The 13,616-nt window shown below is 33.5% G+C and carries 10 protein-coding genes; 1 reads left to right on the top strand and 9 read right to left on the bottom strand.

All coding sequences use genetic code 11. The features are described 5' to 3' along the window. Positions 1-147: 147 nt before the first annotated feature. The 4 genes from pnpS to PYW31_RS05880 form a co-directional block, all read right to left on the bottom strand. A complete protein-coding gene (gene pnpS, locus PYW31_RS05895) occupies positions 148-1,848 on the bottom strand; it encodes a two-component system histidine kinase PnpS (protein WP_046836679.1) in 1,701 nt (566 codons plus the stop codon). Continuing rightward, a complete protein-coding gene (locus tag PYW31_RS05890; protein WP_046836680.1) occupies positions 1,848-2,558 on the bottom strand; it encodes a response regulator transcription factor in 711 nt (236 codons plus the stop codon). Before PYW31_RS05890 ends, pnpS begins: the two co-directional genes overlap by 1 nt. 379 nt (positions 2,559-2,937) lie before the next feature. Beyond that, positions 2,938-4,203: an NADP-dependent isocitrate dehydrogenase gene (icd, locus tag PYW31_RS05885; protein ID WP_046836681.1), complete on the bottom strand. Its 1,266-nt coding sequence runs from the start codon at positions 4,201-4,203 to the stop codon at positions 2,938-2,940. Between the two features lie 112 nt (positions 4,204-4,315). Continuing rightward, positions 4,316-5,434 (bottom strand): citrate synthase, encoded by a 1,119-nt coding sequence (locus tag PYW31_RS05880; protein ID WP_046836682.1) that lies wholly within the window; start codon positions 5,432-5,434, stop codon positions 4,316-4,318. A 352-nt stretch (positions 5,435-5,786) separates the two neighbouring features. Here PYW31_RS05880 and PYW31_RS05875 point away from each other — a divergent pair, with 352 nt between their 5' ends. After that, positions 5,787-7,157, top strand: a complete 1,371-nt coding sequence (locus tag PYW31_RS05875; RefSeq protein WP_046836683.1) for an amino acid permease — start codon at positions 5,787-5,789, stop codon at positions 7,155-7,157. A gap of 217 nt (positions 7,158-7,374) precedes the next feature. On the opposite strand, the gene pyk is transcribed toward PYW31_RS05875, so the two are convergent. The 5 genes from pyk to ystJ all read right to left on the bottom strand — a co-directional run bounded on the left by pyk (position 7,375) and on the right by ystJ (position 13,520). Further along, positions 7,375-9,135 (bottom strand): pyruvate kinase, encoded by a 1,761-nt coding sequence (gene pyk / locus PYW31_RS05870; protein ID WP_046836684.1) that lies wholly within the window; start codon positions 9,133-9,135, stop codon positions 7,375-7,377. 20 nt (positions 9,136-9,155) lie between these two features. Continuing rightward, the gene (gene pfkA / locus PYW31_RS05865) at positions 9,156-10,124 is read right to left on the bottom strand and encodes a 6-phosphofructokinase (RefSeq protein ID WP_046836685.1); all 969 of its coding nucleotides are present in this window, start codon (positions 10,122-10,124) and stop codon (positions 9,156-9,158) included. Between the two features lie 280 nt (positions 10,125-10,404). Beyond that, the gene (locus tag PYW31_RS05860; protein WP_046836686.1) at positions 10,405-11,349 is read right to left on the bottom strand and encodes an acetyl-CoA carboxylase carboxyltransferase subunit alpha; all 945 of its coding nucleotides are present in this window, start codon (positions 11,347-11,349) and stop codon (positions 10,405-10,407) included. Continuing rightward, entirely contained in the window at positions 11,342-12,208 is an 867-nt protein-coding gene (accD, locus tag PYW31_RS05855; RefSeq protein WP_046836687.1) for an acetyl-CoA carboxylase, carboxyltransferase subunit beta, read from the bottom strand. Before accD ends, PYW31_RS05860 begins: the two co-directional genes overlap by 8 nt. A gap of 79 nt (positions 12,209-12,287) precedes the next feature. After that, the gene (gene ystJ, locus PYW31_RS05850) at positions 12,288-13,520 is read right to left on the bottom strand and encodes an NADP-dependent malic enzyme (RefSeq protein WP_046836688.1); all 1,233 of its coding nucleotides are present in this window, start codon (positions 13,518-13,520) and stop codon (positions 12,288-12,290) included. Positions 13,521-13,616: the final 96 nt, after the last annotated feature.

Genomic DNA, 13,616 nt, shown 5'->3' with positions numbered 1-13,616 from the left:
ACTACATCTGTATCGATACGTCGTATATCATTATATGAAAATAATTGTTTATCAATGTTCATTCATATTTACATTAGATGGCATATGAAAAAGTCGATCTAATTACACAACTGTGAAATTAGATCGACCATCTGTTAATTTATTATACTACATTTTAGTTGTCTCATAAAATGTAACTCTAAACGTAGAACCTTCATTCGACTGGCTAAACACGTTTATTTTACCATGATGTGCTTCCATGATGTGTTTAGTAATAGATAAACCTAAACCAGTACCTCCAGAATCCCTACTTCTGGCTTTATCTACTCTATAAAATCGTTCAAAAATATGTTTTTGGTCCTCTTCGCTTATACCTATTCCAAAATCTTGTACTTCTAACATTCTCTTATTAGCTTCTTTATATACTCGAACAATGACTTTACTCGAAGGTTTTGAATAACTAATTGCATTAGAAAGTAAGTTTAATGCCACTTGTGCAACTTTATCTTTATTGGCGTCAATAACAATATTAGGATGAATTTCATCGACAATCGTTATGTCTTTACTGTCAGCAATCGTTGATAAATTTTGTATGGTCGTTTCAGCTATTTCAGAAAGACTTACGTACGCTGTTTCTATTTCAGTTTGTTGTTCTACATGAGATAAATCCAACAAATCAAATACTAATGTTTCAATTCGATCGGATTCCTTAGAAATAATATTTAAGAAATCATTTAATGTCTGTTCATCATTTTTCGCACCATCTAACAATGTTTCAGCAAACCCTTTAATTGATGTAATTGGTGTTTTTAATTCATGAGACACATTCGCAACAAACTCTCTACGTAAGTTTTCCAATTTCTTTAAATTAGTAATATCATGTAAAACAATAACCATTCCGTATAAGTTTTTCTTTGTCTTAGACAGAATTGGCACACATGCAGTATCAAAATACTTTTGATGTACTTGATTTATCATTATTTCAATTTGATCATATATTGGTTTTTCCATTTTGAAAGATTCTGTAATTAGCTTTTGAATCTTTTCATCAATGAAATCAACATAACTTTTATGTTCAACAGCTTCATCAGGCGTAAAAACTTCATAATAAGCTTTATTGGCCACAACGATTTCACCATACTTATCTATCATTAGAATAGAACTCGGTATATTTTCAACTGTTGTTTTCAAGCGATTAGACTGTAATTTTTGTTTATGATTCAGTAACTGTAGTTTACGTGCAAGCTCATTTGTGGTTACAAATAGTTCTCTTGTTTCCTTGACGTTACTTTCAGGCACTCTCACATGGTAATATCCCTCAGCCAACAAATTTGTAGCATACGTCACTTCATTTATAGGTCTTATATACGTACGATTAATACTACGAACTACACAAAAAATAATGATGAGCACAAATAAGCCAATTAAAGCTGTGTATTTCCATATCTGAACTTGTAAATTTAAGATATCATTATTGATGCCACTTATGAAAACATGTGTGTCATCGATAGATGTTCGAAATGTAAATCGATGGTCATTTCCCTCTTTATCATAAATGAGATTAGAAGGATTAGCTGTATTTTTAATATTGTTATTGACCGGCACTCCCTTTTGAGTGGAAAATAAAACACCATTATTTTCTTTAAGCATTACACTTAATTTCTCATTTTTGGCGATATTTCTTATTTCAGATTTTTTACCATGTTTATACAAACTAACGATATGATCTGCTCGATGTTCTAAATCACCTTGCTGACTGATAGTCACTGTATTATAAATGACATGTGTAATAATGGTACCTAAAGCTAAAAAGCTGACAATAACAATCGTACATAATAGTAATAAGAGTCTCTGGTGAAACTTCAGCATTAAACTTTCGGTCTTTCCAATTTATAGCCTAGTCCACGTACTGTTTTAATGAGTTTAGGCTGTTTAGGATTTTCTTCTAATTTATCTCTTAAATGACTAATATGTACGTCTACGATTCTCGAATCACCTGCAAATTCATAATTCCAAACTGAATTCAACATATGTTCTCGAGTAATAACTCTACCTTGCCTTTCAATAAGATATAATAACAATTCAAATTCTTTTGGTGTGAGTTCTAATAGTTCATCTTCTTTATACACTTCAAAATACTCGGGTCTAATTCTAATTGATCCAATAATAATATCCGCATCATCATTCTCAATAGTAATAGCTTCATTAATCATTGCTGATCTTCTTAAAATAGCTTTCACTCGTGCCACAACTTCTCTTGGCGAAAATGGCTTAGTCATGTAGTCATCAGCGCCTAACTCAAGCCCAAGTACTCGATCAAATTCATCATCTTTAGCTGTTAACATGAGAATAGGCACAAGATTTTTATCTGAACGAATTGTCTTACATACTTCAATACCATCTTTTTTAGGGAGCATAACATCTAATACGACTAATTCTGGATTTGTAGTATTAACCTTATCCAATGCTTCTTCTCCATCATAAGCAACTTCTACTATGTATCCCGCTTGTTCTAAATTATATTTTAACAAGGTTACGATCGATTGTTCATCATCTACTACAAGTACTTTTTGTGACATAGTGTCCCTCCATATTTGTGTTTACAAATTAATTATAACTTAAATTTTAATAAAAATAACATAGTTTAAAATATTTTTACATAAACTTAACAATACGCAATGTAGATTAAATAGTTGGGGTGTTATAAAGTCCATATGATTGTGCTATAAACAATCTATTGCGCTATTTTTAACTTTTATCAGCAAATTCTGAAAATTACAAGTTAATAGAATCTTAACATTTATTTCATATTATGAACAATCATCACTATACTATGATTTGAAACAAGTGTGTATTAAGGTTACATGTTTCATAAAAAAGCCTGATAATATTCATTAATGAATATTATCAGGCCATCTATTGTATAAATTAAATATTAATGCAATCGTTAAAATTAACTTAGATATTCTTAATTAATTCATCTGCAAACTCTGATGTCGAAACTTCTTTAGCACCGTCCATTAAACGTGCAAAATCATAAGTTACAACTTTAGACGCAATTGTTTTCTCAATTGAATCTGTAATGCTGTCTGCAGCTTCTTGCCAACCTAAATGTTCTAACATTAATACTGCACTTAAAATTTCTGAAGATGGATTCACTTTATTTAAACCAGCATATTTTGGTGCAGTGCCATGCGTTGCTTCAAAAATAGCATGTCCTGTTTCATAGTTGATGTTAGCACCTGGAGCAATACCAATTCCTCCGACTTGTGCTGCTAATGCATCAGATACATAGTCACCATTTAAGTTCATTGTAGCAACTACATTATGATCCGCTGGACGTGTTAAAATTTGTTGTAAGAAAATATCAGCAATTGAATCTTTAATAATAATTTTACCATCATTTTCAGCTTGTGTTTGAACTTCGTTCGCTTTTTCTTTACCTTCTTCTTCAACAATTTTATCATATTGTTGCCAAGTAAATACTTTATCACCAAATTCGTTATGAGCTAAATCATAACCCCATTGTTTAAATGCACCTTCAGTAAATTTCATGATATTACCTTTATGCACTAACGTTAACGATTTACGGTTATTGTCAATAGCATATTGAATTGCAGCACGTACTAAACGTTCAGTACCTTCTTTAGATACTGGTTTAATACCAATACCAGAAGTTTCAGGGAATCTAATATTCTTAGCGCCCATTTCATCTTGTAAGAAATCAACTACTTTTTTAGCCTCTGGTGTACCTTCTTTAAATTCAATACCTGCATAGATATCTTCAGTATTTTCACGGAAAATAACCATATCAGTGTCTTCAGGACGTTTAACTGGTGATGGCACACCTTGGAACCAACGTACAGGACGTAAACACGTGAATAAATCTAACTCTTGTCTTAAAGCAACATTGAGTGAACGAATACCGCCACCGATTGGAGTTGTTAATGGACCTTTGATTGCAATTAAATACTCATCAATTGTATCTAACGTTTCTTGTGGTAACCATTCGCCAGTTTCGTCGAATGCTTTTTGACCAGCTAATACTTCTTTCCATTCGATTTTCTTTTCGCCATTATATGCTTTTTCTACAGCTGCATCTATCACTCTACTAGCTGCTTTCCAAATATCAGGACCAATACCGTCACCGATAATAAATGGGATAATTGGATTATTTGGAACTGTTAAACCTTCATTTGTTTTTAATACTTTTTCACCTGACATGTAAAAAACCTCCGTGTTTTAATTTCTATTTATTTAATATTTTCAGAAAAATTTTGATTGAACAAAAGACTGCTGAACAAAACAGCAGTGGTAGTTAAATGTAACAATCAAATTATCTTTCTTCAACTGGTTCATATTTTCTATTTGTTTCACCGATATATTGCGCTCTTGGACGCATGATTCTGTTATCTCTATATTGCTCTAAGATATGCGCTATCCAGCCAGATGTTCTACTTACAGCAAAAATTGGTGTAAATAAATCATGATCAATATTCATACTGTGATAAACTGTTGCACTAAAGAAATCAACATTGGCGATTAAGCCTTTTTCTTTTTTCATTTTATCTGCAATCTTAACCGAGATATCAAACAGTTGACTTTGTCCTGTTTCGGTTGTGATTTTACGGCTCATTTCTTTTAAGTATTTCGCTCTCGGATCACCATCTTTATATACACGATGTCCAAAGCCCATAATTTTTTCTTTATTTTCAATTTTATTGTCGATATAAGCATCTACTTCATCGATTGATTTCACTTCTGATAGCATGCTCATTACACGTTCGTTTGCGCCACCATGCAATGGTCCTTTTAAAGAACCTACAGCTGCTACAATACCAGAATACATATCAGATAAAGATGATACGGCACATCTAGCTGTAAATGTTGAGGCATTTAACTCATGGTCTGCATGTAGAACGAGCGCCTTATTAAAAGCTTCGATCTCTATATCAGTTGGTAACTCTCCTCTCAACATATATAAGAAGTTGCCAGCGTAATTTAAATCTTTATTAGGCTTCACAACTTCTTTGCCTGCTCTTACTCTTGCATATGCAGTCACAAGGGAAGCTATTTTCGCCTGTATACGTACCGCTCTTTCCATTGTTTGATCGTCATTTTCATCTTCAGCATGAGGATCAAAGTGTGCTACATATGAAACTGATGTTCTTAATGCAGTCATAGGATGGACATTACTTGTCGCATATTCTTTAAAGTGGTTATACACTCTTGGATTTAATGTCATATATTCATATAGTTTATCTTTTAATGATTGTAATTCTTCCTCGTTTGGTAAACGATAGTACCATAACAAAAAGATAACTTCTTCAAATTCTGCATTCTGAGCCAAATCATCGATATCATAACCTGCATAAGTCAATTGACTATCAATAATAGAACTTACTTTTGTCTCAGCTGCAATTACCCCTTCTAAACCTTTTTGTAACTCTGCCATATATAAATTCCCCTTTTCTATTTCATTATGAAATGGCTTTCAATAACCATTATATCCAATATTTACTATTTTGTGAATATTTTAAGATTTATTGTCCTACCAAAAGAATAAGAAATAATAATTTGTTTATATGCCCTTATAAACGCCACAATCATATAGGTTGTCGTATCTTTATTTTAATATGGAATTCACCACACATCAATTTTTATAGCATTTTAATTGGTTATCAAGTTTAATAACAAATTATTAATGTATTTTTGTACTTATCATTATTTACTATGTTTAAAAAATAGTTGTGTTATTTTAAATCACATTGCATAATAATAATTAACTTAATAAAGGAGTTATTTTAATGGCTAAAAATCAGTTACAAAGAGAACTAAGTAATCGTCATATTCAGCTTATTGCTATTGGGGGAGCAATTGGTACTGGATTATTCTTAGGCGCAGGTCAAACAATAGCATTAACTGGCCCCTCTATTTTACTTACATATATAATAATTGGATTTATGCTATTTATGTTTATGCGAGGCTTGGGAGAATTGCTCGTTACAAACACTAATTTCAAATCATTTGCAGATGTAACCAATGCTTATATTGGATCATTTGCAGGGTTTGTCACTGGATGGACTTATTGGTTATGTTGGATTATTACAGGTATGGCAGAAGTAACAGCCGTTGCAAAATATGTCAGTTTTTGGTTTCCACACGTTCCTAATTGGTTAAGTGCACTATTTTGTGTTTTAGTATTAATGTCACTTAATTTATTAAGCGCTAAATTATTCGGGGAATTAGAGTTTTGGTTTTCAATTATTAAAATTGTCACTATCATCGCCTTAATTGTAGTGGGTGCAATTATGATTGCTATGGCTTACAAAACACAGTTTGGCCATGCATCATTAACTAACCTATATAGTAATGGGATTTTTCCAAAAGGTATCAGTGGCTTCGTTATGTCCTTCCAAATGGCACTCTTTTCATTCGTAGGTATCGAATTAATAGGCGTCACTGCAGGCGAAACGAAGAATCCATTAACCACAATTCCAAAAGCCGTAAATAGTGTTCCATTGAGAATATTAGTATTTTATGTCGGTGCTCTGGCAGTTATCATGTCTATCATTCCTTGGAATGATATTAACCCAAATGAAAGTCCATTTGTCAGATTATTTGCACTGGTTGGTATACCTTTTGCAGCAGGTATTATTAACTTTGTAGTGTTAACAGCCGCGGCATCATCATGTAATAGTGGTATTTTTTCAAATAGTCGAATGCTATTTGGACTATCTAGCAAAGCACAGGCATCACCGCTTTTTACTAAAACAAATAAAAACGGAGTGCCGCACATCGCAATTTTATTCTCATGTGCATTGCTTATGATTGCTGCTCTTTTAAACTATATTGTACCTAACGCTTCACTTGTATTTACGTACATTACTACCGTTTCAACTGTACTATTTCTCGTTGTTTGGGCATTGATTACTATTGCTTATATTAATTATCATCGACGTAACCCAGAATTACATAAAAACGCAACATTTAAGTTATTTGGTGGCAAGTATATGGGTTATATTATATTGATTTTCTTTATACTCGTATTTTGTTTATTATTCGTTAACATAGATACAAGACGCGCAGTATTCTTAACACCGATTTGGTTTGTTATTCTTACAATAATGTACTTACGCTTTAAAAAAACCGCACGTAAACAACAAAAACAATTTTAATTAATTGTATTTAGACATCTATATCCATTGTAATTTTTCAATGAATATAGATGTTTTTTTATATTGCTCTGTCTTAAAGCATATTGAAATACAAAAAGACCTATCAAATTAAATAATTTGATAGGTCTTTTCTGAACCTTGGGTGTTACCACCCAAATTTACTTCATATATAGTATTATGGAATTTTCATTCTACAATTTCATAACACCCATTTTTATTAAAGTACGTTAGCATAACCTTCGAAGATTTTACCTTGATTAGCATCAACTGTGATTAATATATCACTTTGAATTTCAGCTGTAGCATTCTCAACGCCAACTACTGTAGGAATACCTTTTTCTAAACCTATGATCGCACTTGGAGAAGTAATACCATTTTCTTCAGTGATTAAACCAATTGATTTTTCAATATATGGTACAAGAGATTCATCAACAGAAGATGTAACAATGATTGAATCAGATAAATCTTTACCTTCTAATTCACTCGCGTCATTAACAACTAGAGTATGGCCAACTACTGAGTTTCTACCAATACCTTGACCTTTTGCTAGTTCATCTCCAACAAGGTGTAATTTCATCATATTTGTAGTACCTTTTTCACCAGTTGGTACACCAGCAGTGATAATGATTAAATCACCATTTTGAACTTTTTCAGTTTCAACAGCAGTAGCTACGGCATTATTTAATAATGCATCTGTAGTTTTACGACCTTCTTTGACCACTGGGTGAATTCCCCAAACTAATGCACATTGACGTGCTGTTTCTGAGCTTGGAGTCACAGCAATAATATCTGATTGTGGACGATATTTAGAAATCGTACGCGCAGTTGAACCACTTTCTGTAGCTGCAACAATAGCTTTAACTTTTAAGTTTAATGCCGTATGTGCAACAGACACCCCAATAGCATTCACTAATGACGTTTCAACTAATTTAGTACGGTCAGATAATAATTTTTTATAATCTTGCGCTGCTTCAGCAGAAATCGCAATATTACGCATTGTTTTAACTGCCTCTTCAGGGTATTGTCCAGCAGCCGTTTCACCTGAAAGCATAACTGCATCAGTACCATCATAAATTGCATTGGCAACATCACTGGCTTCTGCACGTGTAGGACGTGGGTTACGTTGCATAGAATCAAGCATTTGTGTAGCAGTAATAACTGGTTTACCTAATTTATTACATTGTCTAATTAAATCTTTTTGTACCATTGGTACTGATTCTGGTGGAATTTCAACACCCATGTCACCACGAGCTACCATTAATCCATCTGCAACTTCAAGAATTTCTTTGATATTATCAATACCTTCTTGGTTTTCAATTTTTGGAATAATGCTAATGTTTGTATTTTTTTGTGCTTCTAATAATTTACGAATGTCTAATACATCGCTAGGGCGACGTACGAAACTAGCAGCAATGAAGTCTACGCCTACACTAATACCAAAATTGATGTCGTTTGCATCTTTTTCAGTAATACCTGGCAAGCTCACTTTAACGCCTGGTAAGTTAACACCTTTTTTATTTTTTAATTCTCCAGTGTTTAAAACATCGCAAAGTACTTCGCCATTTGCTTGATCAATTTTTTTAACTTGTAATTCAATTAGACCATCATCTAATAAAATATATGAACCTTCTTCAACATCGTTAATAAGATTATCATATGTTACTGAGAATTTTTCAGTTGTACCTTCTACTTCAGTCATGCTCACGATGACTTCTGAACCTTTTACAAGTTCAATAACACCGTCTTTCATATTATGCGTACGGATTTCAGGACCTTTAGTATCAAGTAAGATTGCTACTGTTTTACCTAGTTTTTTTGAAACCTCACGAATCGTATCAATTCTCGCTTTATGCTCTGCATGATCACCATGTGAAAAGTTTAAGCGCGCTACGTTCATTCCGGCTTTGATTAATTTTTCTAGCATTTCTTCTGATTCTGACGCTGGTCCTATAGTACAAACAATTTTAGTTTTTCTCATTATTAATGCCTCCCAGTATTTTATATAGATAATTCGTTCGTTAATGCATATGTTTTGAAATCAAACTCATGTTCATGCGAGTTAAAGATTTCATCAAATGGCGTATCAGTTAATTCATTATTACGAATACCTACACCAACTGCAGATTTTCCGTTTAATAATAAATCGACTGCGTGACCACCTAATCGTGAAGCAAGTACCCTATCTGCCCCACTTGGACTTCCACCACGTTGAATATGTCCAAGTACTGTCACACGTGCATCAACATTAATGTATTTAGTCAATTCTGCGGCGCAAGCTTCTCCTGACATACAACCTTCAGCAATGATGACAATAGAGTGCTTTTTACCTCTTTTTATACCACTGTCGATTTTTTCTGCTACTTCTTTGATGTCTGTTTCTACTTCTGGAACAATGATTGTTTCTGCTCCTACTGACAGACCCGCCCATAGTGCTAAATCTCCACAGTCACGTCCCATAACCTCAATAATGAATGTTCGGGCATGACTAGACGCTGTGTCGCGAATTTTATCGACACATTCAACAATTGTATTTAATGCTGTATCAAAACCAATTGTAAAATCAGAACCATTGATATCATTATCAATTGTTCCTGGAATACCAATCGTTTGGATTTCTTCACATTCTTCACTTATACGTTGAGCACCTCTATAGCTACCATCTCCACCAATAACTACAAGACCTTCGATACCTCTTTTACGTAAGTTTTCAATACCTTTTTTACGCACGTCTGGATCTTTAAATTCAGGACATCTCGCTGAATATAAAAATGTACCGCCACGTTGGATAGTATCACCTACAGAACCAAGTTCAAGCTTCTCAATATCATCGTTTAATAAGCCTTGATAGCCTTGGTAAACACCATAAACTTCAATGTTATTGTAAATCGCTTTACGAACAACAGCTCTTACCGCTGCATTCATACCTGGTGAATCTCCACCACTTGTCAACACTGCAATTTTTTTCATGACGACATACCTTTCTAACTTGTATTTCTTACTCTAAAAATACCATAAAATCTAATGAGGTGCCATTAAAATTAGGCTTGCGAATGAATGTAAACGTTTTAAATATAAGCGTTCGATTAATATTCACATAGAAAGCGTTTGCTTAATTTTGACAGTATCTCTATTCAAAATGCTATTACTTATGTACCTTTATCTGTTAAATCTTAAACAGATAGAACGATTTTAAGAATGATAGCAAAGTAAATCCTCCACATCGATAGACGTAGAGGAAACATGCTAATTATTCAGTATAAGCACCAATAGCTCTAAATTTATTATAGCGATCTTCAACTAGTTGCTGCTCGCTTAATTTATTTAATTCTGATAAATGACGTTCAAACGTGGCTTTTATACTTTGTGCTTGTATTGCAATATCGTGATGTGCGCCACCTAATGGTTCTTTAATTACTTCATCTGCAATTTTTAATTCATGTAAATCTTCTGCAGTAATTTTCATTGTTTCTGCAGCAATTTTAGCTAAGTTACTATCTTTCCATAATAATGCTGATGCACCTTCAGGAGAAATAACTGAATATGTACTATTTTCTAACATAAGTATGCGGTTTGTAATGCCTAAACCTAATGCACCACCGCTACCACCTTCACCAATGACAATCGAAATCACCGGTACTGTAAGTGAAGCCATTTCAACTAAATTTCTAGCAATCGATTCGCTTTGCCCACGTTCTTCAGCCGCTTTACCTGGATATGCACCTTTAGTATCAATAAAAGTGAAAATTGGACGATTGAATTTTTCAGCTTGCTTCATTAATCGAATTGCTTTTCTATAGCCTTCAGGATGAGCCATACCAAAGTTACGATAAATATTATCTTTCGTATCTTTACCCCGTTGTTGTCCAACAACCGTTACAGCATGCCCATTTAAATAACCAATACCGCCCACCATTGCTGGATCATCACGATAATTACGATCCCCGTGTAGTTCAATGAATGAATCAAAGATGTGTGGAATATAATCTAATAACGTTGGTCTTTCTTGTAATCGCGCTAATTGCACACGATCCCATGGCTTAAGATTAGTATATATTTTTTCAGTTTCCCGAGCTAATGAAGCTTCAAGCATATCAATTTCTTCTTGTAAATCAACATCATTTTTTTCCTGTGATTCTTTTAAAGATTCAATTTTGTTTTTTATTTCAAAAAGTGGCTTTTCAAAATCAAGCATTCGTTTTCACCTCTTGATGCATTTTAAGAAAATTAGATAATGTGGTCTTCATTTCTTTTCTATGCACTACTTTATCTAATTGTCCGTGCTCTAATAAAAATTCTGCAGTTTGGAAGTCTTCTGGTAATTTTTCATTGATTGTCTGTTCGATTACACGTCTACCAGCAAAACCAATTAAAGCTTTCGGTTCGCTGATGTTGATATCACCTACAGATGCGAAACTTGCAGAAACACCACCTGTGGTAGGATTTGTTATGTATGAAATATACAATAATCCTGCGTCAGCATGTCTCTTCAATGACACACTTGTTTTACCCATTTGCATCAATGAAATGATACCTTCTTGCATTCTTGCGCCACCACTGGCAGAGAATAGTATGAATGGTAAACGGTTATCTGTACAATGCTCAATAATTCTACAAATTTTTTCTCCTACCACTGATCCCATACTACCCATTCTAAACCTTGCATCCATAACTGCAACACCATAAGGCACGCCATCTAATTCGGCTGTTCCAGTAACGACAGCTTCATTAAGTTTTGTTTTTTGTTGGTCTTTTTGAATTTTTTCTTCATAACTTGGAAAGTCCAATGGATTCGCAGAGGTCATTCCTTTATCAAATTCTTTAAATGTGCCTTCATCAGAAATAGCATTAATACGATTATATGCAGTTAACGCAATGTGATGATCACAATTAAAACAAACATTTAAATTTTCAGCCAATTCTTTGGTATACATGATTTTTTTACATTTTGGACATTTCGTCATTATGCCTGCTGGGACATCACTTTGTTTTGAATCAGATACCGTAACGTACTTTTTCTTTTTACTACTTCTATTGAAAAAATCTTTAAACATTGGTAAACCTCCACATAACCATCACTATCTTTCCCTTTACTTAAACATTAAAGTGTATAGAGATTAGAAATTATGATTATTATTTATCTAAGTCTGTTAATTTCATAGTCTTATTATAAATCTCTTCCGGATCAACATCCATTCTTGCTACACCTGATTCCATTGCTGCTTTTGCGACTTCTCTCGCGACTGAAGGTGCCACACGTTTATCGAATGGACCAGGGATACAATAATCTGGATTTAGTTCTTCTGGTTTTATCAAATCAGCAATAGCTTCTACTGCAGCTTGTTTCATTTCTTCATTAATATGAGTTGCTTCTACATCTAATGCACCTCTAAATATTCCAGGGAATGCTAACACATTATTAATTTGATTTGGAAAATCTGAACGACCAGTACCTATAACTTTAGCACCTGCTTCTTTCGCAACCTCTGGATTAATTTCTGGATTAGGATTTGCCATCGCAAAAATGATTGGATCATCTGCCATAGATTCAACCATTTCTTTTGATAATAAATCAGCTACAGAAACACCAATGAATACATCTGCATCTTTGATAACATCTTCCAAGCTACCTTCTATTTTATCTCTATTTGTCCATCTTGCAACATATGCTTTAGTATCATTCATACCAAATGAACGATCTTCATAAATCGCTCCCTTTGAATCACACATAATCATATCACGAACGCCATAAGAATAGAGTAATTTAACAATTGCCATACCAGCTGCACCTGCACCATTAAGTACTACCTTAATATCTGATAAGTCTTTATCAACAATGCGAAGCGCATTAATCATACCTGCAACCGTTACGATTGCCGTACCATGCTGGTCATCATGAAAAACAGGTATTTTTGTTTCTTTTTTTAATCTTTCTTCAATTTCAAAACAACGAGGTGCTGAAATATCTTCTAAGTTAATCCCACCATAATTAGGCTCTAATAATTTCACGGTATTAATAATTTCTTCTGTATCGGTAGTATTTAAAGCAATAGGTACACCGTCTATACCAGAAAAACTTTTGAATAACACGGCTTTTCCTTCCATTACTGGAATACTAGCTTCTGCACCAATATTGCCTAGGCCTAATACTGCAGTACCATCAGTAACCACAGCAACCGTATTCCCTTTCATAGTATATTCAAATACTTTTCTAGGGTCCTCATGTATTTCTTTACATGGTTCAGCTACGCCCGGTGAATATGCCAAACTTAATTCATCTTTATTGGTAACCTTCACCTTTGCAGCTACTTCTAATTTTCCTTGATTTTTTCTATGCATTTCTAGAGCTTCATCTCGCAAAGTCATGTAAATCTACCCCTTTACATTCAATTTAGTATAAATATCATTTCATATATATTTTTATTACACTCTAACGTAAATTACAAATGATATCGTTAACAA

It is taken from the genome of Staphylococcus succinus (genome assembly GCF_029024945.1).
Lineage (GTDB): Bacteria > Bacillota > Bacilli > Staphylococcales > Staphylococcaceae > Staphylococcus > Staphylococcus succinus.
Note: the sequence above shows the minus strand (reverse complement) of the source record. Positions and strands in the feature narration are given on the sequence as shown.

Excerpts from the sequence above, each read along its gene's own strand:
- icd (WP_046836681.1), bottom strand. The coding sequence starts at position 4,203 with ATGTCAGGTGAAAAAGTATTAAAAACAAATGAAGGTTTAACAGTTCCA.
- PYW31_RS05880 (WP_046836682.1), bottom strand. The coding sequence starts at position 5,434 with ATGGCAGAGTTACAAAAAGGTTTAGAAGGGGTAATTGCAGCTGAGACA.
- ystJ (WP_046836688.1), bottom strand. The coding sequence starts at position 13,520 with ATGACTTTGCGAGATGAAGCTCTAGAAATGCATAGAAAAAATCAAGGA.
- PYW31_RS05890 (WP_046836680.1), bottom strand. The coding sequence starts at position 2,558 with ATGTCACAAAAAGTACTTGTAGTAGATGATGAACAATCGATCGTAACC.
- pyk (WP_046836684.1), bottom strand. The coding sequence starts at position 9,135 with ATGAGAAAAACTAAAATTGTTTGTACTATAGGACCAGCGTCAGAATCA.
- pnpS (WP_046836679.1), bottom strand. The coding sequence starts at position 1,848 with ATGCTGAAGTTTCACCAGAGACTCTTATTACTATTATGTACGATTGTT.
- pfkA (WP_046836685.1), bottom strand. The coding sequence starts at position 10,124 with ATGAAAAAAATTGCAGTGTTGACAAGTGGTGGAGATTCACCAGGTATG.
- PYW31_RS05875 (WP_046836683.1), top strand. The coding sequence starts at position 5,787 with ATGGCTAAAAATCAGTTACAAAGAGAACTAAGTAATCGTCATATTCAG.
- PYW31_RS05860 (WP_046836686.1), bottom strand. The coding sequence starts at position 11,349 with ATGCTTGATTTTGAAAAGCCACTTTTTGAAATAAAAAACAAAATTGAA.
- accD (WP_046836687.1), bottom strand. The coding sequence starts at position 12,208 with ATGTTTAAAGATTTTTTCAATAGAAGTAGTAAAAAGAAAAAGTACGTT.